The following is a 20,378-nucleotide window of genomic DNA, read 5'->3' on the forward strand; positions in this document are numbered from 1 at the left end:
ACAAGTACAGCGAGTCCGGCTCAGGTGTGGCGGAGCGAAGCGGAGCCACAAAATGAGTAGTGCCCGTGACCAGGTGCAGCGGCTACTCGCACTTGTGCCCTACTTACGTGAGAACGATGGCGCGCGCGTTGACGACGTCGCCGCCGAGTTCGGGGTGCGGCCGAAGCAGATCATCGCGGACCTGAAGGTGCTGTGGTTCTGCGGGCTGCCCGGTGCGCAGATGGGCGATCTGATCGAGATCGACATCGACGCGGCCGAAGGCGACGGGGTGATCCACCTCAACAACGCCGACTACCTGGCCCGCCCGCTGCGGCTGGCGGCCGACGAGGCGCTCGCCCTGCTGACCGCGCTGCGGACCTTGCGCGAGGTGACGGCGGGCCAGGACCGGGACGCCGTCGACCGGGCGATCGCGAAGCTGGAGAAGGCCGCGGGGGAGGGGGCCGCTGCGATCGAGGGTTCCGCCGCCCACGTCCACGTCGAGCCGGCCGCGCCGGAGATCGCCGACCTGGTCAACCGCGGGCTGGCCGGGAAACGGCGGATGCACCTCACGTACGACGTACCGTCTCGCGACGAGACGACCGAGCGGGACGTCGACCCGATGCGGTTGGTGGTCTCCGAGGGGCGCAGTTATCTGGAGGCGTGGTGCCGGCTGGCGGAGGACGTCCGGCTCTTCCGGCTGGACCGGATCGCCGCCGCGAAACTCCTCGACCTGCCCAGTGAGCCGCCGCCCGAGGCGACGCCGCGAGACCTCTCCAACGGCATGTTCCAGCCGTCGGAACAAGACCTGCTGGCCACCGTCAAACTGGAGCCGCCGGCGCGCTGGGTGGCGGAGTACTACCCGATGGAGTCGGTCGAGGAAGCCCCCGGCAACTCCTTGGTGGTCAAGCTCCGCGTGGCCGACACCGCCTGGCTGCAACGCCTGATCCTCCGCCTCGGCGGCACCGCCACTGTCCTCGATCCCCAAGACCTGGGCAAGCAGATCGCCGAGACCGCCCGCGAAGCACTCTCGGCCTACGACGACCAGCTGCCCTAGCGCTTGGAGAGTTCGGTCTCCAAGGGGGAGGCGCGGCGGCCGCGGGGAGTGATTCGGACGCCGGCCAGCCACTTGGTCCAGCGGTCTGCCTCTGCCTCGATCGCTGTCGCGGTCTCGGTGCCGACGTCGTCGAGCAGTTGGTAGCGGACGTCTCCGGACTCCGGTTGCCCCCAGCCGCCGACGATTCGTCCGTCGGCCCAGATCGACGGGCCGATGTTGCCGGTGGTGTCGAACATCCGGGCCTTGTGCTCGCCCAAGTACCAGTCGCGGTCCTTCCAGCCCATCGGCGTCGGGTCGAGCGCGGGCAGGAAGGCCACCCACGGCTCGGGCTCGACCTCCGACTCCTCGTCCCCAGGCAGTACGTAGCCGACGGCTCCGTCCAGGTCGACCTCGACGGCCTCGACTGCCAGTAGGGCCTTCCTCGTCTGGCCGAGCGTCCAGCCACTCCACCACTGCAGGTCTGCGGAGGTACCCGGTCCGAACGTACCTAGCCAGGCGCGGGCCAGTGTCGCGCGGGCCTCGTCGGCCGACGGCTTGTCGCCGAACCCGTCGGGCAGCCAGTTCTCGACCGGCGACCACTGGTGCTGCCCGCTCAACCAGGTGCCGAGCGGGCGGCCCCGGACGATCCGCCCCTCGGCCGAGAGCTGGAAGAGGACCCGGCTCGTCACATACGGCTGGGTTGAGTACGCCTTGCCGGGTGTCATCGCGAGCCGGCTGCGCAGGCGAGGCTCGTCGGCCGACAACTCCTGCGCTGTCGCCGAACCGCGCAGGGTGAGGGCGGTGGCCGTCGACTCCTCGACCGCCCGCAACCACGTCCCGCACTGCTCGGTATCAGCCGCGATCCCCGCCTCTTCGAGGTGCTTGACGAGCAGGTTGCGCTGCTTGACCGCGATGTCGTCGGTACACGCCGCCTGTACCACCGGCGCGAACGAGGTCGGTACGACGAACACCGTTCGCCGCATCCCGAGCATCCGGATCAGCGTCCGCTCGTCGTACAGGGCCCGCTCGGTCCCCGCGACCTCACTCCCGGGCACCCGCGCCGCGATCGACAGATGCACGGTCGCCGGGTCGGTCGCATGCAACACCACCATCGCCCGCGCCGCCTCGACCGGATCCGCCGCCTGCGCCGACCCCGCCAACCGATGCCGCCGCCCGAGCCGCGCCCGCCGTTCCCCGACCGATAACCGCTCCATTACGTCCCCCTGAGTCTGTACGTCCCCTTTTCTTACCATTACGTTCCGACACCGTTGTCCACAGCGACGGGCTGCGGGTCAGGACATGACCGTGAACCGGATAGGCTCAGAGGCATGTATTGGTTCCTGCTCTTCCTGGGTGTGGTGGCGGTGTGGCTTCTGGTCCTCGCGCTGCTCGCCCGGAGGTTGTGGGGCCAGACCAAGGCACTGACACGTGAGTTGGTCGCCGCCCAGTCCAAGCTCGAGGACGCGCAGTCGCAGGCCGGGTCAGCCCGGGCCGACGAGGGCGTGCGCGCTCGGGCGTAGTATCGGCGCTCACGGTTGAGCCACGATCAGAAGTCGGTAGGGAGTTCGTCATGGTTCCGTTCATCGGAATGCCTCAGGGCGCGGAGTGGCTCGTCATTCTCGCGATCGTGGTGCTGCTCTTCGGGTCGGCCAAGCTGCCGGCCCTGGTCAAGCAGCTCGGCAAGTCGAAGAAGATCTGGGAAGAGGAGGTCGGTCCGTCGTCGCGCAAGAAGGACGGTGAGCTGACCGAGGGCACCCAGGCTCCGACGCAGCAGGTCAACCCGCAGGTGCAGGCGCCGAGCCAGCAACCGAACGGCCAGGCCCCGGGCGACGGCTTGCCGCCGACCCACACGGCCAACTGAGTCACGCTCACCACCTGTGACGATGGTGAGGCTCGGACGACGGAAAGAATCCCGCCGCCCGAAGGACGAAGAGGGTCGGATGACCCTGCGCGAGCACATCGTCGAGCTCCGTAACCGGTTGCTCAAGTGTGTGCTCGCGATCCTGCTGGGGACGGTCGGCGGCTGGATCTTCTACAACGATGCCCTCGCTTTCCTGAAGGCACCGTTCGAAGACAGCGTCGCGGCGCTCGCTGCGGAGTCGAACCTGAAGCCGATCCTGACCTTTACGGGCGTCGGTGACGCGCTGACGTTCAAGATCAAGATCTCCGCGTTGTTCGGGCTGATCGTGGCGTCGCCGGTCTGGCTCTACCAGCTGTGGGCATTCATCGCGCCGGGTCTGCATCGCAACGAGCGTAGATGGGCGATGCTCTTCTCCGCGATCGCGACGCCGCTGTTCGTCGGTGGCATGTGGGTGGCCTACTGGACCCTGCCCAAGGGCTTGGAGATCCTGATCGGTTTCACGCCGCTGGACATCCAGAACCTGATCACTCTGCCGCAGTATCTCGATTTCGTGATCCGCACGATGCTCGTCTTCGGGGTCGCCTTCCTGATCCCACTCGTCGTCGTGCTGCTGAACATGGTCGGTGTGGTACCGGCCTCGGCACTGGGCAAGTTCCGGCCCTACATCATCCTGGTCATTTTTGTCTTTGCCGCGGTGGCCACCCCCTCGGGTGACCCGTTCACAATGTGCCTGCTGGCGATCCCGATGTGCCTGCTGTTCTTCATCGCCGAGGTGATCGCGCGACTCAACGACCGACGCAAGAAGCGTCAGGTCGATGAACTGCTGGCCGACTGATGGGGCGCAAGATCGCGCTGGTGGTCAACCCCACCAGCGGTCGCGGCCTGGGTGCGCGGGTCGCACCCGCGGTCCGGGCTGAGCTGGAAGCCGGCGGGTTGACCGTCGACGAGTACACGACCACCTGCGCCGAGGACGTCGGCCGGATCTCCGCCGAGGTGATCGCATCGGGTGCCGACGGGGTCGCGCTCGTCGGTGGTGACGGCACGATCCACCTCGGAGCGCAGGTGCTGGCCAAGTCGGGGATGCCGTTCGGCGTGATCCCGGCGGGCACCGGCAACGACTTCGCCCGCGGCATCGGCGTACCGCTGAAGGATCCGAAGGCTGCCGCCGCGCTGATCGTTCGCGGCCAGACCCGGGCGATCGACCTCGCGACGGCGAAGGACGAGTACATCACCACCGTCGTGGCCGGCGGCTTCGACTCGTTGGTCAACAAGCGCGCCAACGCGATGACGTGGCCGAAGGGCAATGCGCGCTACACCCTCGCGACCTTCGCCGAACTGCGCACCTTCAGCCCGATCTCGTACGTCGTCACCGTCGACGGTGAGGTGCTCGAGACCGACGCGATGCTGGTCGCGGTCGGCACCGGGCCGACGTACGGCGGGGGACTGCAGATCTGCGCCGGCGCCGGGATCGACGACGGGCTGCTCGACGTCACGATCATCAAGCCGGTCTCCCGGCTGACGTTGCTGCAGATGTTCCCGAAGCTGTCCAAGGGCACCCATCTCGGCCACCCGGCGGTGCACACCCTGCGCGGCCGCTCGGTCCGGCTCGAGTCGGCCGGCGTCACGGCGTACGCCGACGGCGAGATCCTCGGCCCGCTCCCGGTCGACATCGGCATCGCGCCGGGAGCCTTGACCGTCTTCGCCTAGTTCGAACCGGTTAAGTTCGCACCATCACTGAATGAATCTCCACGATCTCTGTTCGTCACCAGGTTTGTCTGATAGGAAAGCTTCCTAACAGATAACCCTCGACGCCCCTCGGAGGAGATCGATGCTCAACCGCCCCCTGAACGCCCCGCAGAGCAACCGTATGGGCACCGGCCGGAAACTCACCGGCATCCTGTTGGGCCTCGCCGTCGCTGCCGCCCCGGCGACCGCGTACGCCTCGCCGCTGCTGGAGAACCACGCCACCGCCACCCAGTACCAGAACAAGGTGCTGGCGCCGGCGGCGACCGGGCTCGACGACCCGGCCAAGAAGGAAATCGCGATGAAGATCGTCTCCAGCGCGGAGAACTCCTCGCTGGACTGGAAGGCGCAGTACAAGTACATCGAGGACATCGACGACGGCCGCGGCTACACGGCCGGCATCATCGGGTTCTGCTCGGGCACCGGCGACATGGTCGACCTGGTCGAGCTCTACAAGACCCGCAAGCCCGGCAACGTGCTGCAGAAGTACCTGCCGGCCCTGCACGACGTGGACGGGAGCGACTCGCACGCGGGTCTCGACCCGAACTACACCAAGGACTGGAAGACCGCCGCGAACGACTCCGTCTTCAAGGCCGCCCAGGACAGCGAGCGCGACCGGGTGTACTTCAACCCGTCGGTCTCGCAGGGCAAGTCCGACGGCGTCGGCGTGCTCGGCCAGTTCATGTACTACGACGCGATCGTCATGCACGGCGACGGCGGCGACTCGACCAGCTTCAGCAACATCCGCAAGCGCGCCCTGACCAAGGCCAAGCCGCCGGCCCAGGGCGGTAACGAGACCACCTGGCTGAACGCCTTCCTCGACGCCCGCGTCTGGGCGATGAAGCAGGAGGAGGCGCACAGCGATACCAGCCGGGTCGACACCGCCCAGCGCGTCTTCCTCCGCAACGGCAACCTCAACCTCAACACCCCGCTGGACTGGAAGGTCTACGGCGACTCCTTCCACATCAGCTGACGCTGCACGTCAGCTGACCCTGACCAACTGCTGACAGCCTCCGCCCCCCGAGTGTCCCCGGGGTGCGGAGGCTGTGTTTTGGGCCGGGTCGGTCGGGTAGCGCTGGTTCTGGGGGTGGCGTCGCATAGATTGGGGGCATGAGTACTCCGTCCGAGAAGTATGCCGTTTTCCGCTCGGACCAGGAGCATCCTGCGGTGCGGGAGTTCCGCTCGCTCTACGACTTCCGGCTGGACGAGTTCCAGCTGCGGGCGTGTGCCGCGCTCGAGGACGGCCATCAGGTCCTGGTCGCCGCGCCGACCGGGTCGGGTAAGACGCTGGTCGGCGAGTTCGCCGTGCACCTGGCGCTGCAGCGTGGGCAGAAGTGCTTCTACACCACCCCGATCAAGGCGCTGAGCAACCAGAAGTACAGCGACCTCGCGCGCCGCTACGGCCACGAGAACGTCGGCCTGCTGACCGGTGACAACTCGATCAACTCCGAGGCGCCGATCGTCGTGATGACGACCGAGGTGCTGCGGAACATGCTGTACGCCAGGTCGCAGACGCTGCTCGGCCTGTCGTACGTCGTGATGGACGAGGTGCACTACCTCGCCGACCGGGCCCGCGGCGCGGTCTGGGAGGAAGTGATCATCCATCTGCCGGAGTCGGTCTCGGTGGTCTCGCTGTCGGCGACGGTGAGCAACGCGGAGGAGTTCGGCGACTGGCTGGAGACGGTTCGCGGCAACACCGTGGTCGTGCTGGAGGAGAAGCGGCCGGTGCCGCTGTTCCAGCACGTCATGGTCGGCAAGCGGCTGCACGATCTGTTCGCCGGCGAGGCGCCGACCGCGCGTACCGGCGGCGCAGCGCAGTACGGGCCACCGAGCACGACCAAGCCACAGAGCTCGTCCAAAAGGGCGGGCAACCCGGCCAAGGCCGCCGCGGCAGGCGCGGCGCCGGACCTCAGGGACATGGTCAACCCGCAGCTGGTCAAGATCGCCCGCGACGACAGCCGGGTCTTCCGCGACGACTCGCGCAATCCGCGCCGCCGGCGGGATCTGCCCAAGGGCCGGCCGACCCGGTCGCACTTCACGCCGTACCGGTCGGACGTGGTCGAGGAGCTGGACGCCGGTGCGCTGCTGCCGGCGATCTACTTCATCTTCTCCCGCAAGGGCTGTGAAGACGCGATGCTGCAGTGCCTGCGTTCGGGGTTGCGGCTGACCAAGCCGAGCGAGCGGGACGAGATCAAGCGGGTACTTGCCGAGCGCACCGTCGATCTCCCGGACGAGGACCTCGGCGTGCTCGGGTATCACGACTTCGCCGAGGCGCTCAGCCGTGGCATCGCGGCGCACCACGCGGGGATGCTCGCGGCCTTCAAGGAGGTCGTCGAGGAGCTGTTCGCGCGCGGCCTGATCAAGGTCGTCTTCGCCACCGAGACGCTTGCCCTGGGCATCAACATGCCGGCTCGCACGGTCGTGCTGGAGAAGCTGGGCAAGTGGAACGGTGAGGCCCACGTCGACATCACGCCGGGGGAGTACACCCAGCTGACCGGTCGCGCCGGCCGCCGGGGGATCGACGTCGAGGGGCACGCTGTCGTCCTCTGGCAGCCCGGATTCGACCCGCGCGCGGTCGCCGGCCTGGCCTCCACCCGGACGTATCCGCTCCGCTCGTCGTTCGCGCCGTCGTACAACATGGCCGTCAACCTGGTCCGCCAGGTCGGGCGGTCGCGGGCGCGGGACATGCTGGAGCTGTCGTTCGCGCAGTTCCAGTCCGACCAGGCCGTGGTCGGGCTCGCGCGCCAGGTCCAGCGCAACACCGAGGCGCTGGAGGGGTACAAGGAGTCCATCAACTGCCACCTCGGCGACTTCCTCGAGTACGCCGCGCTGCGCCGCCGGATCGGTGATCGCGAGTCGTCGGGCTCGAAGGCGCGCAAGCTGGACCGTCGGGTCGAGGCGCAGGAGTCGCTGGAGAAGCTGCGGATCGGCGACATCATCCGGATCCCGGCCGGCCGCAGCGCGGGCTGGGCGCTGGTCCTCGACGCCGGCGTCAGGTCCGAGCGCGAGGGGCCGCGGCCGACCGTGCTGACGCTCGACCGGCAGGTGCGCAAGCTGTCGATGATCGACTTCCCGACCCCGGTCGCGGCGATCAGCACGCTCCGGGTGCCGAAGAAGTTCAACGCGCGCAACCCGCAGCAGCGCCGCGAGCTCGCGCACGTGCTGCGTGGCCGCACCGACATGCTCGGCGAAGAGGGACCGCCGTCGTCGCGCAGTCGTAGCGGCGACGTCGTCACGCACGCGGACGACCCGGAGCTGCAGCAGATGCGGGCTGAGTTGCGCGCGCACCCCTGCCACGGCTGCGCGGATCGGGAGGACCACGCCCGCTGGGCCGAGCGGTACTTCCGGCTCGACCGGGAGAACCGCGACACCCAGCGCAAGATCGAGCAGCGGACGAACACGATCGCCCGCCAGTTCGACCGGGTCTGCCAGGTGCTCGACGCGCTGCACTACCTGGACGGCGACAAGACCACCGAGGCCGGCGACCGGCTCTCGCGGATCTACACCGAGCTCGACCTGGTCGCGGCGGAGTGCCTGCGAGTGGGGGTGTTCGACGACCTCGACGTACCGGAGCTGGCGGCCTGTCTGGCGGCGCTGATCTACGAGTCGCGGTCCAAGGACGAGCCGACGTCGCCCCGGTTGCCGGGCGGTGAGGTGCGCAACGCGCTGGACCGGATGGGCACCATCTGGCGGGACCTGTCGGCGCTCGAGCGGGACATGCGCGTCGACTTCCTGCGCTCGATGGATCTCGGCTTCTGCTGGGCCGCGTTCCGGTGGGCGTCGGGCGCCGCGCTCGCCGAGGTGCTGTACGAGTCCGACCTGGCCGCCGGAGACTTCGTCCGCTGGGTCAAGCAGCTGATCGACCTGACCGAACAGGTCGCCGACGCAGCGGGTCCGACACCGCTGCGGAAGACGGCCCGCCAGGTCACCGACCAGATCCGTCGCGGTGTGATCTCCTACGCTTCGGTCGTCGACGAACCCTGAAGTCGATAGGGTTCTGACGGTCAACCGCCTGTATTTGAAGGAGTTCACGTCAGTGGAACTGTCACGCCGCAATCTGGGCAAGCTCGTCGTCGCGACCGGAGGAGCCGCGGCTCTCGGGACGGCGGTGATCAGGTCCGCCGACGCCGCCGCGACCTGGAAGGCGACCGGTACCGCAGTACCGGCGCTGGCCGGTTTCGACAACCAGATGAAGTCCTTCATGCAGGCCCGGGGTGTCACGGCGGGCCAGCTGGCGGTTACCTATAAAGGCCGCCTGGTGCTGGCCCGCGGCTACAGCACCGAGTCCACGGTGGCCGTCCAGCCGACCTCGTTGTTCCGGGTCGCCTCGCTGACGAAGTCGTTCACTTCGGCCGCCATCCTCAAGCTGGTGCAGGACGGCAAGCTGAGCCTGAGCACGCCGGTGACGTCGATCCTCACCTTCACGCCGCCGGCCGGGCAGACGGTCGACCCGCGGCTGAAGACGGTCACGATCAAGCGCCTCCTGCAGCACCTCGGCGGCTGGGACCGCGACGTGTCGGGTGACCCGACCGGCATGGACGCGACCATCGCGAAGGCGCTCGGCGTCCCGATGGAGCTGCAGCACGCCGACGTCATCAAGTTCATGGCCGGACGGCCGCTCGACAACGCGCCGGGCACCAAGGTCGCCTACTCCAACTACGGCTTCCTGCTGGCCGGCCGCGTGATCGAGAAGGTCAGCGGGTTGCCCTACGCGACGTACGTGCAGCAGAAGTTGCTGACTCCGTTGAAGATCACCCGGATGGCGCAGGGCTACTCGATCGCCAAGCACGCGGGCGAGGTGCCGTACGACTCGCAGTACACGGCGAAGACGGTCCTCGACACCACGGGCAAGGTCGTCGCCGCGCCGTACGGGACGTTCAGCATGCGCATCCACGACGCGAACGGCGGCTGGATCGCGAGCGCGCCGGACCTGGTCCGCTGGGCGAAGACGTTCGACGCGCCGTCCACGGTTCTGAACAGCACCTCGCTGGCCAGCGTCTGGGCAAAGCCCGAGACCGGAGTTTCCCCCGACGGCTGGTACTACGGCCTCGGCTGGCAGGTGCGCCCCACCACCCAGGGCGGCACCGGCCGCAACACCTGGCACACCGGCAGCCTGCCCGGCACCTTCACCCTGCTCGTCCGGACGTACAACGGGATGAGCTGGGCCGCACTGTTCAACCGCCGCGACGACGTCAGCGGCAAGTCGTACGGCGACATCGACACGGCCATCTGGACCGCCGCCAACGCCGTGAAAACCTGGCCGACGAACGACCTGTTCCCGCAGTACTTCCCTGCCTAGCTCACGACCGGTCCCCACTAGGTGGGTGTGGATGCGGGGTGCTCGGGGTGGGGGTTGGGGTGGATATCGGGGGTGCTCGGCGTGAGGCTGGTGTGGATTCGGGGTGCTCGGCGTAAGAGGACTGTGGTTCGCGGTCTCCGCTGCGGGAGTGTCCTAGTCGAGACGATGAGCGTCAAGAGCGCTTCGCGTCCCGTCGGGATCGAACGAGTTCGACTCTTGACCCTCATCGTCTCGACCAGGGAAGGACGCAGCTATGTGGATCCCGCGGAGAGGTGTGAGCCAGGGGCCATCTTGGGTCAGGCCGGCCGGGTTGCGGGGAAACGACGGTGAGGTCGGCCGGGTTGCGGGGTCGGGCGGGGGTGGGGGTGGGGGTTGAGTGGGTAACTTTTGGTCGCCAGGTGCAAGTTTGTTTCCACCGCCGCGGGGTTGCTGGGGGCGACGGGCTGCTGTGCATACCTAACTCGGTAGGCAAGCGCTTACCTCGGTGTGTCGGGGCGCTCGCGGCGAGTTGTGCGTGCGTGCCGGTCCCGGTTGGTCCCCTCGGCCAAACGCGACAGGTGTGTCTGTCGGTGATGGTGCTGTTTTGGGCGGTTTTGGGGGCTGGGTTCGTGTTGGTGGGGGTCGGCTGGCGGGTTGTTGTACCGCTAGCGTCTTGTAGGGCGCTAGTGGTCGGATAACGCGCTAGTGGCTGAGGAATCGGGGTCGCCGGGCCCGCCCGCACGCCGCCCGGGCGCGGTGCGGCGGGGCGGGGGCGTCAGGGGTCACTCGGATGGTGCCTCGCCGGGTGGAATCTTGGGTGCCTATGGTGCCCGGATGGTGGCTGGCCTTGGGATGGTGGTGACTCATCCATTGTGGTCAGTCTTTCCAGCGGCTCCGGGATAGCTGCGTCTTTGCCTGGTCGTGGTGGTGGGTGTCAAGAGTCGAACTTGTTCGATCCCGAAGGGACGCCGGAGGCGCTCTTGACGCGCATCGCCGCGACTAGGACCATTTCGCAGCCCGGCGACGCAATCCAGAGTCCCTTGGCGCAGCACCACCCAACCACCCGACGCCTCACCGTCAGGCTCCCCGCCAGACCTCCCCGCCAGACCTCCCCGCCAGACCTCCCCGCCAGACCTCCCCGCCAGACCTCCCCGCCAGACCTCCCCGCCGTCAGAACATCAGCGCCCGGAAGTGCGGGTCCGTGATGCTGTCTTCGCCTGCCATCGAGGTGAAGACAGCTCGCATGGTGTCGATCGCCTCGTCGCCGTGGGCCTTGCGCAGCCTGCGTTCGTAGGTCTGGTGGAATCGGCGAGCCGCAGCCAAGGCGGCGCGACCGCGCTTCGACAGGTGGATCAACCGGGCCCGGCCGTCGGTCGGGTCGGGCTGGCGCTCGACGTACCCCCGCCGCTCCATGTCGTCGACGATCTGCGCTGCGCCTTGCTTGCTGATGTCCAGCCGAACCGCGAGGGTGCTGATCGTCGCCGGTGCGCGACCGAGTGTGCGCAGGACGAAACCGTCGGAGCGGCCCTGGTCGTCGAAGCCCTGTGCTGCTGTCGCCGCCCGTAGTTCGCGGACGAACTCCTGGTCAGCGAGCAGCAGCAGGATGCCGAGATCGGGCTTGTCATTCGTCGCCATGTCTCCCATCATAGACAAGTCAAGTTGAACAAGTCAGCTTGTCTAAACCGTCCAGGGGGACAGATGTCGATCATCCGCGCGGCCGAGGCGCCGCAGTTCGACCTACCGGGCGTGCACTTCACCGGGCTGGCCGCGCCCAGCCGTGGCTCCGAGAGTCTGTGCACGTGGAAGCTGCGGCTCGACGTAGGCCTTCGCAACGACGAGCCGCACACGCTGGACCGCGACGAGGTCTTCATGGTGCTGTCCGGCACTGTGCAGCTCACGCCGGATGGCGAGAAGCTCGGTGCCGGCGACGCGGCCGTAGTACCGGCGAGGGAGCCGATTCAGGTCCGCAACCTCGGTGAGACCGAGGCTGAGCTCTATGTCGCTATCACAGCCGGCTTCACCGGCACCATGGCTGACGGGACCACGGTGCAGCCGCCGTGGGCTCAGTAGTTCCAAGGGAAGGAAGGGGATTTCAGCAGCGGCGGATGGGAGCGCTGTAGGTGGTGTTGCTCGGGTTGGCGACGTAGTAGTCGGTGACCCAGCTGCCATCGCTCAGGCGGTCCCAGACTGCCGTAGTACCGACTGTCGTGCCGGCTCGTTGGCAGGTGACCCAGGCCAGCGAACCAGTCGGCAGGAGACCTGGGTGCGCGCCGTACCCCGTACCGGGACCGCGTCGTCTCGCCAGGTTGTCCGTTGTTGTCTGGTAGGGGTAGCTGCAGCCGGGGATCGGTGGGCTGTAGCCGGTCTTGTTGGGGGTGCGGACGTAGTAGTCGATGACGTAGGTGCCGTCGATCAGCTTGTTCCACACAGTGCTGGTGCCGATCTTCGGGCCGTAGGTCTGGCACACGATCCGGACACTGGAGTTCTGGGCGATCGTCGCCCGTCTCGGGTAGGCGGTGGACGGGCCGCTGTAGGCGTAGATGGTCGTCCGGACCGTGTAGGTGTACCAAACAGAGGCGACCGGGGCGTCGAAGCGGTCGTTGTCGATGTTGAGAGTGACACCGCCGTACGTCTCCGTATGGTCGCCCCGGTACTGCTTGGCCCGCTGCCCCACGGACCAGTAGCGGTCCGAGATCAGCGGCCAGCCGGTCAGGGTGGAGCTCTGGTCCCAGCGGGCGATCCACACTGCGTCAGGGCGCGCGTAGGCGGTCGAGTTGTAGACCTCGGCCAGGTGGCGAGCCCCGGAGTCCTGGTGGGCGTACACCGCGGAGATGTAGCCGCGCCGGTGGAGTTCCTTTGTCCAGGCTGAGAGGTACCGCAGTACTGTCGCCCGGCAGGTCGCATCGGAGACGGCGTAGTGCTCCATGTCGCCATACAGCGCGCTACCCGGCAGGATCCCGAGCGCTGCTGCCTTGGCAACGGCATCAGCCGCCTGCGCCGTCCCCTGCGTTGCCGCAGACGGCACCGTCATCTTGACTGCGTTCGGCCGAGTGGTGCAGGGCGCCTGATACCCCATGTAGATAGGGATGAGCCGCCATCCCATCCGCGTCACAGTGCTCACCCAGCTGGCAGTCAGCTGCGGCTGCGCGCACCCACGGTTTACCCCGCCGAAGTAGATCCCCACCGCCTTGTACGGCGATGCCTTCCACGCGGTCATCTGGGCAACCGTCGGCGCAGTACAGGTGTCGAACGCCAACCCGGTGAATCTGGTCGCTGTAGCCCCTGCCGAGTACCCCACAGACGTAGCCGGTTCAGCCGCCGCCGGCACCGCCATCCCCACCCACAGCAACGCCACAACCAACAGCAAACGTTTCATCCCACCAGCCCCCTAGCTCTTGCAGTACACGCCTCCAAAGGCGTGCTCTGCAAGGGGCTAGTGCAAGGACGCGGCGCCCAGGCGGTTCTGGCGGTCCTTCACCACTACGCGCAGCTCGAGCTTGCCGGCGGGGAGCTTCGAGTAGACCCGGTACGGCGCGGCGTCGTCGGTACCGAGCACTGTCCAGTTCTTCTCACCCTGCTTACGGAAGGCGAAGGTCGCCTGGGCGAAGGAGCTCCCCGGCACCGTGGAGACCAGCTCGGCGCGGCCGTCCTGGGTGGTGGTGTTGCCCAGGCTCAGAGTCGGCTTGGGGCCGCTGGCATCGGCGGGGAGGGCGGTCCGGCTGCGGTAGACCATGGCGCTCAGCGGCGGCAGAGTGAGCTTGACGGTGGCGTCAGTGCTCGTCACCTGCGTGATACCGGCCGTCTGCAAGGCGGGACGGATCCGCTCGTACTGTGCACCCGAAGCGCCTACCGGTACGTCGACGGTCTTCGCCGCCGTGGATGCGTTGGCGACCACGAGGAACTCGCGACCCGTCGTACGGTCGATCCGGCTGTAGGCGAGCACGTCGCCGGAGGCGAGGCGCAGTACCTGGTTGCCGCGTTTCCACACCGGATCCGACGCGGTGAAGTCGGCCAGCGAACGCAGCTGGCGGTAGAGCGGGTGCGTGGGGTCGCAGTTGTCGTCGGCCGGCGTCTTGTCGGTGCCGAGCATGTCCTGACCGACGTGGTCGGCGACCTGCGTCGGGAACATGTCCTGCCGCGTCTCGGCGTCCCCACCGGTACCGATGAAGCCCTGCTCGTCGCCGTAGTAGACGACCGGGTTGCCGCGCCACAGGAACAGCAGCTCGTTGCTGAGCTTCACCCGGGCCAGCAGCTCCTGTTCGCTGATCTCCGGGTGGTCCTGCTTCAGCATCATCGCGACGCGGCCCATGTCGTGGTTGCCCGTGAAGGTGGCCAGCGAGTAGGCGTTCGAGTCGGCATCGGTGTAGAGGTCGTCGGAGTCGAGCACTTGGCCGAGCAGCGACGAGCCCTTGCCGGAGACGAAGTCCCGGGCCGCGCCCTGGTACGGGAAGTCCAGCACCGACTGCATCTTCGCCACCGTGCTGTAGTGCGACGTCAGCTCCGGGTCACCGCTGTAGACCTCGCCGAAGATGAAGAAGTCCTTCTTGCCGCGAGCAACGGCATGGGCCCGGACGGCGGGCGCGAACGCCTGCCAGAACTCGTCGTTCACGTGCTTGGTGGTGTCGACCCGGTAGCCGTCGATGTTCATCTGGTCGATCCACGACGAGTAGACCTGCTCCATCCCGGCGACCACGCGCGGATGCTCGGTCATCAGGTCGTCCAGGCCGAAGAAGTCGCCGTACAGCAACTGCTCGCCCTCGTAGACGGTCGCGTCGCCGCGGTTGTGGTAGAGCGTCGGGTCGTTCAGCCAGGCCGGCTTCTTCAGCTTGGCCGCCTCCGGTGAGGCCAAGACCGGCTTGTACGGAAAGGATTTGTCGACAGAGAGCTTCGGGAAGTCCGCCCGCCCGGCCATCGCCGCGAGGTCGAAAGGCTTGCCGTCGGCATCCTTGTACGGGGCCTCAAGCAACGACTTGTACGGGTGCTCGCCGGCGAAGGTGATCACGTCCGCCGTGTACTGCGCGGTGATGTCGAAGAACACCTTGATCCCGCGGGCGTGCGCCTTGTCGACCAGCGCGCGCATCTCCTTCGCCGTCCCGAAGTGCGGGTCGAAGCTGGTGAAGTCGGTGATCGCGTAGCCGTGGTACGCCGCGAACGCGCCGGCCGGACCGAGGTCGACGACCCAGCGGTTGCGGAACGGCGGGTTGACCCACAGGGCCTTTACGCCGAGCCCGGCCAGGTAGTCCACCTTCGACGACAGCCCGGTCAGGTCGCCGCCGTGGAAGAACTGCTTGTCCGTCGGGTCGAACCCGTTCTGCAGCCTGGTCCCGGAGTCCAGGCCACCGCGGTCGTTGCGCTTGTCGCCGTTCGCGTAGCGGTCGATCATCGCCAGGTAGAACGGCACGCCGGTCAGGTCCGAGCGCAGCGAGTCGCGCGCCAGGGCGGCGTCACCAGGCTCGGTGGCTGCCGCAGTACCGGCCAGACCCAGGATGAGTGTGCTTGCGGTGAGCAACGAGACCACTACAGAGCGCTTCACCTGAGCAGGTTATCCCGGGCCGGGACCACTTCCGGCAGGATGACCAGCACAGGACACCACTGAAGGAGCGGAATGCAGCCTACGATCGTCGACCGCAAGGACCACGCCGGCCAGCCCGAACTTCGCGGCTGATCGGGTTGCCGACGATCCTGGCCGGGGTGAGCCGGCTCGATCCGGAGCGGATCCGGCACGTCGCCTCGCCGCTGATCGAGCTCGGTTGCGCCCTGCACGTCCTCGCCGAGCCACGCCACCACGACCGTACCGAGTGGGCCGAGCAGGTCCGCGCCGCGATGCCCGCAGTACTGCGGGACGAGCTAGCCGCCTGGGCCTGGACGGTCCGCGCCGTCCGGGCCCGGTTCTTCGCGACCAGCCCGGCGACCGGGCTGCCGTCCTTCACCGACGAGCTCGCCGTACTGCGCTCCCGCCCGCCGGAAGACCTGGCGGCCGAGCTGATCAGGCCGCTGCGTGGGCGGCCGCTGGCCACGCAGAACACCGACCTCGACGCCGTACGCCGCTGGGCCCTGAGCCGGGGAAGGCCGATCGCCGAGCTGGTCGAGTCGCTGCTCACGTCGCCGGCCGAGCCTGTCGAGCGGTTCCTCGACTTCCTCGACGCGTGCTGGCAAGGCTGGTTCGGTGAGATCTGGGTGGCGTCGCGGGACCAGTTGGCCGCGCGGGGCCGGCAGGACCGGGACCTGGCCAAGCGCGACGGCCTGAGCGTGATGCTGTGTTCCCTGGACGGATCGGTCGCGGCCAGAGACCCCGACAACCTGGTCGTGCAGAAGATCCAGAACAAGCGGATCGACCTGGCCCAGCACTCGCTGCTGCTGGTGCCGAGCAACTTCATCGCTCCGCACCTGTTCCTCGGCGAGGTTCCGGGGGAGCCGCTGACGATCATCTATCCCGCGGCAGGTCGCGGGCAGTCCGCAGTACCGACAGCGCAGGCGATCCGGCATCGGCTGGAGGCGCTGGCGGTCCCCGACCGACTGCAGGTCTGCCGGGCCGTCGCGAGCGAGTCGCGGACCGCGGGGGAGATCGCGACCCTCTGGAATCTCAACCCGACCCAGGTCACCAGGCACCTGCGGGCACTGACCAGGGCGGGACTGGTGACGGCCGAGCGGCAGGGCAGGTTCGTCGCCTATCGGCTGGACGAGCAGGTGATGCGCAGTATCGGCACAGATTTGCTCGACCTCGTGATGCGCTGACGACTTCCGTCAATCCAAGGGCGGCACCGCTGGGCGGGCTGTTGGCTGGTGGCCATGAGTTCCTCCCTCCCGCCCGAGGTGCGCCGGCTGGTCGCCGCGACCCTGGTCAACACCTTCGGCAACGGCGTCTACGCCGCGGTCGGCGCGCTGTACCTGACCCGGATGGCCGGCCTTTCGGTCGGGCACGTCGGGATCGGCCTGACGATCGCCGGCCTGGCCGGTCTGATCGTGAGTACGCCGCTCGGCGTCGTCGCCGACCGCCTCGGCCCCAACCGTGCGTACATCGCCTTCCTGCTGCTCCAGGCGGTCATGATGGCGACGCTGACCCAGGTGCGCTCCTTCCCCCTGTACGTCGGTGTCGCGGCGCTGACCGCGATCGCTGACTCCGGCCAGCGCGGGGCGAAGGGCGCCCTGATCGCCGGCCTGGTTCCGTCCGACCAGCGGGTTCGCACCCTGGCGATGCTGCGGGTGACGACGAATATCGGGATGGGCGTCGGGATGGGCCTGGCCGGGATCGTGCTCGCCGTCGACCGGCGGGAGGTCTACATCGTCGCGCTGCTCGCCAACGCGGCGACGTACCTGATCACGGCCGGGCTCGTGCGCTGGGGCATGCCCAGGCTGGCGCCGGTGCCGTCGGCAACAGGCCCGTCCGGATTCACCGCGCTGAAGGACCGGGCGTTCCTGATCTTCGTCGGGCTCGACGGCCTGCTCAGCATGCACAACGCGATGGCCCAGATCGCCATCCCGCTCTGGGTGGCGACCGCGACCGATGCTCCGACCTGGTTGATCTCGGTCCTGCTGGTGACGAACTCGGTGGCGGTGATCCTGCTGCAGGTCAGAGTTGCCCGCGGCACCGAACACCTGGCCGGTGCCGCCCGAGCCGGCCGCCGGGCGGGACTTCTGCTCGCCCTGGCCTGTGGCGTTCTGGCCGTGACCGACGTGACTTCGGGCGCGGTGACGATCGTGCTTCTGCTGGTGGCCGCGGTGGTCCACGTGCTGGGGGAGATGTTGCAGTCGGCCGGCGGCTGGGGGATCAGCTTCGGCCTGGCGCCTGCCGGCGCGCAGGGGCAGTACCAAGGTGCCTACGCGATGGGTCATCAATTCGGCGACCTGATCGCGCCGTTCGTCCTGACGGTGGTCGCGGTCAGCTGGGGCTGGCCAGGATGGTTGCTGACGGCCACGATCTTCCTGCTGGCCGGAGCCTTCATCCCAGTCGTCGTCGGCCGGCGCAGCTCAGACCGGGACGGGCTGCAAGAGGTCGCGGAGCTGGCGGGCGGCTGCGAAGCCCGCCCGGTTGCCGCCGATCGTGCTGGCTGACGGGCCGTAGCCGACCAGGTGCACGCGGGGCTCGAGGACCGTATGGGTGCCGTCCATCCGGATTCCGCCGGAGGGCTCGCGCAGGTGCAACCGCGCGAGGTGCGCCAGGTCGGCGCGGAAACCGGTCGCCCAGAGGATCGCATCGACGGACTCGGTGCGGCCGTCCGCCCACTCGACGCCCGCCGGCGTGATCCGGCTGAACATCGGCAGTCGCGTGTACACACCCTTGCGGTACGCCGCCTGCTCCTGCTCGCGCAACTGCAGACCCGTCACCGCGACCACACTCTTGGGCGGCAACCCGGCCCGGACGCGTTCCTCCACCTTGGCGATGATCTGCCGCCCGATCTCCGGCCCGAACTCCTCGCCCGGCGTCCGCCACTCCGGCGGCCTCCGCGTCACCCACGTCGTCGTCGCGACCTCGGAGATCTCGGCGAGCAACTGCACGGCCGACGCGCCGCCGCCCACCACGAGCACATGCTTCCCGGCGAACTCGCCGGCGCCGTTGTAGTCGGCGGTATGGAGCTGCCGCCCCTTGAACGTCTCGATCCCCGGATACCAGGGGATGAAGGGACGGTTCCAGGTGCCGGTCGCGTTGACGATCGCCTCGGCCCGGTACGTGTCGTGGTCGGTCGTCAGCTCGAACAGCTCACCGTCGTGCCGCACGCTCTCCACGATCACCGGCCGTACCACCGGGAGCTCGAATCGCGTTTCGTAGTCCGCGAAGTACTGCGGGACGAACGCGTTGGCACGCTCGTCGCCGGCGCTCTCCGGTACCGCGACGCCGGGCAGGTTGGCGATGCCGTGCACGTCATGCATGGAGAGCGAGTCCCAGCGGTGCTGCCAGGCGCCACCCGGTGCCGGGTTGCGGTCGAGCACCACCACCCCGTCGTACCGGCTGAACCCCATCCTGACCAGGTGATATGCCGCCGACAGCCCGGCCTGCCCGGCTCCGATCACCGCCACCTGGGTTCTCTTCACACCAGGTGCAACAGCCGGGCAGCCCGGGTTTACTCCCAGCTGTTGTCGATCCGCTTGTGGTAGCGCTGGCCGGCCTTGCCACCGATCACCGCGGCCAGCAGGCTGACCACCAGCACCATGGCCGCCAGGATCAGGCTGCCCGTGGTCAGGTCCTCGTCCGCGATCGGGATGGACGGCAGGTCCACGCGGTCCAGTACGTCGTACTGCGACCCCGCCAGCGCGCCGATTCCGGCGACGACGAGCGTCACGATCAGCCCGATACCCCAGACGCCGAACCCCTGCCGCGCTCCGTCGAAGCGCGCGAGCCGGCCGGCGACGTACCCGCCGTTGTAGTAGGCGATCGCCATCATCACGACGAGCAGGACGGCGGAGACGATACCGATGGTGCCGGCGTTGTCCTCGGCCATCGACCGGTCGATGGTGATCGCGTAGTCGACCGCGGCCGCGATCGCGCCGATCACCCCGGTCAACAGCACCGTCAGACCGATCGCGATCAGCCAGCCGAAGAACGCGGCGCCGGACTTGAAGCCCCGGTACGCCGGATCGACCTCGGCCGCGGTGGAGGTCTTGACGTCGGCACGGTGGGTCGCCGACGTCCGCTCGACCGCCGTGTCCTCGGTGAACTGCTTGGCCGGGCCGGTGAACTGCTGGGTGTCAGGGTCGTCCCGATATTGCTGAACCATCTCGCCGTCTCCTTACCTCGACAGCCCCGTCTCCGTACCCCGTACCCGTGCGTATTCGCCTCAACCCAGAAGGTGGTCGATCTTGTCGTGATAGCGCTGGCCCGTCTTGCCGCCGAGCAGCGCGGCGAGCAGCGGGAGCATCAGCAGCGCGGCGGCCGTGATGAGCCCACCGGTCAGCAGGTGGTCGTTCGTGATCGGTACGTCGGGGCGCTCGATCCGGCCGGTCAGGTCGTACTGGCTGTTCAGGAACGCACCGATGGACGACGCGAAGATGATCAGCAGCAAGGTGATCATCCAGACGCCGAACCCCTGCCGGACGCCGTCGAAGCGCGCGAGCCGGCCCGCGACGTACCCGCCGGTGTAGAAGGCGAGGCTCAGCATCAGGACCAGAACGGCCGCCGCGGTGATGGCCGCGGTGCCGGCCTGCCGTTCGGCGTCGGCTCTGGTGTAGTCCAGAACGTACGTCGTACCGGCGGCGGCGCCGGTGACGAGAGCGGTCAGCAGGACGACCATCGAGCCCATGATCAGCCAGCCGAAGAACGCGGCGCCGAACTTGAAACCCCGGTACGACAGGCGCTCGGGCTCCGTCTCGGCCACGGGCTTGTCGGGGACCAGTTTGACGCTGGTCATCGCCTGGTGAGCGGCCGCGCGGGCCTGTTCGTACCGCTGGGTCGTCGTCTCGACCTCAGGCTGACTCAAGATGCTCTGTTCCACTGCCGTTTCCCCTCACGAATCTGCCCTGCTGCGAGCCTCTACCCGGGGAATACCGCT

18 protein-coding genes are annotated in these 20,378 nt (G+C 68.2%); 11 read left to right on the forward strand and 7 right to left on the reverse strand.

Annotation, left to right across the window (positions count from 1 at the left end; genetic code table 11):
• Positions 1-52: 52 nt before the first annotated feature.
• The gene (locus G3I17_RS23550; protein ID WP_164599743.1) at positions 53-1,033 is read left to right on the forward strand and encodes a WYL domain-containing protein; all 981 of its coding nucleotides are present in this window, start codon (positions 53-55) and stop codon (positions 1,031-1,033) included.
• Here G3I17_RS23550 and G3I17_RS23555 read toward each other — a convergent pair.
• Positions 1,030-2,226, reverse strand: a complete 1,197-nt coding sequence (locus tag G3I17_RS23555) for a winged helix DNA-binding domain-containing protein (RefSeq protein ID WP_164599744.1) — start codon at positions 2,224-2,226, stop codon at positions 1,030-1,032. The two genes, G3I17_RS23550 and G3I17_RS23555, sit on opposite strands and share 4 nt — an antisense overlap.
• A gap of 114 nt (positions 2,227-2,340) precedes the next feature.
• Here G3I17_RS23555 and G3I17_RS23560 point away from each other — a divergent pair, with 114 nt between their 5' ends.
• From G3I17_RS23560 to G3I17_RS23590, 7 genes are all read left to right on the forward strand, one after another.
• The gene (locus G3I17_RS23560; RefSeq protein WP_164599745.1) at positions 2,341-2,532 is read left to right on the forward strand and encodes a hypothetical protein; all 192 of its coding nucleotides are present in this window, start codon (positions 2,341-2,343) and stop codon (positions 2,530-2,532) included.
• Between the two features lie 50 nt (positions 2,533-2,582).
• Positions 2,583-2,873, forward strand: a complete 291-nt coding sequence (locus tag G3I17_RS23565; protein ID WP_164599746.1) for a twin-arginine translocase TatA/TatE family subunit — start codon at positions 2,583-2,585, stop codon at positions 2,871-2,873.
• A 79-nt stretch (positions 2,874-2,952) separates the two neighbouring features.
• Positions 2,953-3,708, forward strand: coding sequence for a twin-arginine translocase subunit TatC (gene tatC, locus G3I17_RS23570; RefSeq protein WP_164599747.1), 756 nt, complete (start codon positions 2,953-2,955; stop codon positions 3,706-3,708).
• Entirely contained in the window at positions 3,708-4,580 is an 873-nt protein-coding gene (locus G3I17_RS23575) for a YegS/Rv2252/BmrU family lipid kinase (protein WP_164599748.1), read from the forward strand. Before tatC ends, G3I17_RS23575 begins: the two co-directional genes overlap by 1 nt.
• Before the next feature lie 121 nt (positions 4,581-4,701).
• Complete coding sequence (locus G3I17_RS23580) at positions 4,702-5,589, forward strand: chitosanase (protein ID WP_239062822.1); 888 nt, start codon at positions 4,702-4,704, stop codon at positions 5,587-5,589.
• 137 nt (positions 5,590-5,726) lie between these two features.
• A complete protein-coding gene (locus G3I17_RS23585) occupies positions 5,727-8,600 on the forward strand; it encodes a DEAD/DEAH box helicase (RefSeq protein ID WP_164599749.1) in 2,874 nt (957 codons plus the stop codon).
• Positions 8,601-8,652: 52 nt separating this feature from the next.
• Complete coding sequence (locus tag G3I17_RS23590) at positions 8,653-9,915, forward strand: serine hydrolase domain-containing protein (protein ID WP_164599750.1); 1,263 nt, start codon at positions 8,653-8,655, stop codon at positions 9,913-9,915.
• A 1,149-nt stretch (positions 9,916-11,064) separates the two neighbouring features.
• Here the strand turns inward: G3I17_RS23590 and G3I17_RS23595 are convergent.
• Positions 11,065-11,529: a MarR family transcriptional regulator gene (locus G3I17_RS23595; RefSeq protein ID WP_164599751.1), complete on the reverse strand. Its 465-nt coding sequence runs from the start codon at positions 11,527-11,529 to the stop codon at positions 11,065-11,067.
• A gap of 63 nt (positions 11,530-11,592) precedes the next feature.
• Here G3I17_RS23595 and G3I17_RS23600 point away from each other — a divergent pair, with 63 nt between their 5' ends.
• Positions 11,593-11,964 carry a cupin domain-containing protein gene (locus tag G3I17_RS23600; RefSeq protein WP_164599752.1) on the forward strand — a complete coding sequence of 124 codons (372 nt, stop codon included), beginning with the start codon at positions 11,593-11,595 and terminating at the stop codon, positions 11,962-11,964.
• A gap of 22 nt (positions 11,965-11,986) precedes the next feature.
• Here the strand turns inward: G3I17_RS23600 and G3I17_RS23605 are convergent, their stop codons facing one another.
• Together G3I17_RS23605 and G3I17_RS23610 are read right to left on the reverse strand one after the other, a co-directional pair.
• Positions 11,987-13,270, reverse strand: a complete 1,284-nt coding sequence (locus G3I17_RS23605; protein ID WP_203590644.1) for a glycoside hydrolase domain-containing protein — start codon at positions 13,268-13,270, stop codon at positions 11,987-11,989.
• Positions 13,271-13,327: 57 nt separating this feature from the next.
• A complete protein-coding gene (locus G3I17_RS23610; RefSeq protein ID WP_164599753.1) occupies positions 13,328-15,427 on the reverse strand; it encodes an alpha-amylase family glycosyl hydrolase in 2,100 nt (699 codons plus the stop codon).
• A gap of 158 nt (positions 15,428-15,585) precedes the next feature.
• On the opposite strand from G3I17_RS23610, the gene G3I17_RS23615 reads away from it, so the two are divergent.
• On the forward strand, positions 15,586-16,629 hold the full coding sequence (locus tag G3I17_RS23615; RefSeq protein WP_203590645.1) for a DUF5937 family protein: 1,044 nt from the start codon (positions 15,586-15,588) through the stop codon (positions 16,627-16,629).
• Positions 16,630-16,683: 54 nt separating this feature from the next.
• Positions 16,684-17,946 (forward strand): MFS transporter, encoded by a 1,263-nt coding sequence (locus tag G3I17_RS23620; protein ID WP_164599755.1) that lies wholly within the window; start codon positions 16,684-16,686, stop codon positions 17,944-17,946.
• On the opposite strand, the gene G3I17_RS23625 is transcribed toward G3I17_RS23620, so the two are convergent.
• From G3I17_RS23625 to G3I17_RS23635, 3 genes are read right to left on the reverse strand one after another with little or no spacing between them, the layout of a single operon-like run.
• Positions 17,863-18,909, reverse strand: a complete 1,047-nt coding sequence (locus G3I17_RS23625) for an NAD(P)-binding domain-containing protein (protein WP_343238389.1) — start codon at positions 18,907-18,909, stop codon at positions 17,863-17,865. The genes G3I17_RS23620 and G3I17_RS23625 overlap by 84 nt on opposite strands.
• 44 nt (positions 18,910-18,953) lie before the next feature.
• Positions 18,954-19,607 carry a hypothetical protein gene (locus G3I17_RS23630; RefSeq protein ID WP_164599757.1) on the reverse strand — a complete coding sequence of 218 codons (654 nt, stop codon included), beginning with the start codon at positions 19,605-19,607 and terminating at the stop codon, positions 18,954-18,956.
• 60 nt (positions 19,608-19,667) lie between these two features.
• Positions 19,668-20,321 (reverse strand): hypothetical protein, encoded by a 654-nt coding sequence (locus G3I17_RS23635; protein WP_164599758.1) that lies wholly within the window; start codon positions 20,319-20,321, stop codon positions 19,668-19,670.
• Positions 20,322-20,378 lie beyond the last annotated feature (57 nt).

The sequence above is a fragment of the Streptomyces sp. SID13031 genome, assembly GCF_010548305.1.
Taxonomy (GTDB): Bacteria; Actinomycetota; Actinomycetes; order Propionibacteriales; family Kribbellaceae; genus Kribbella.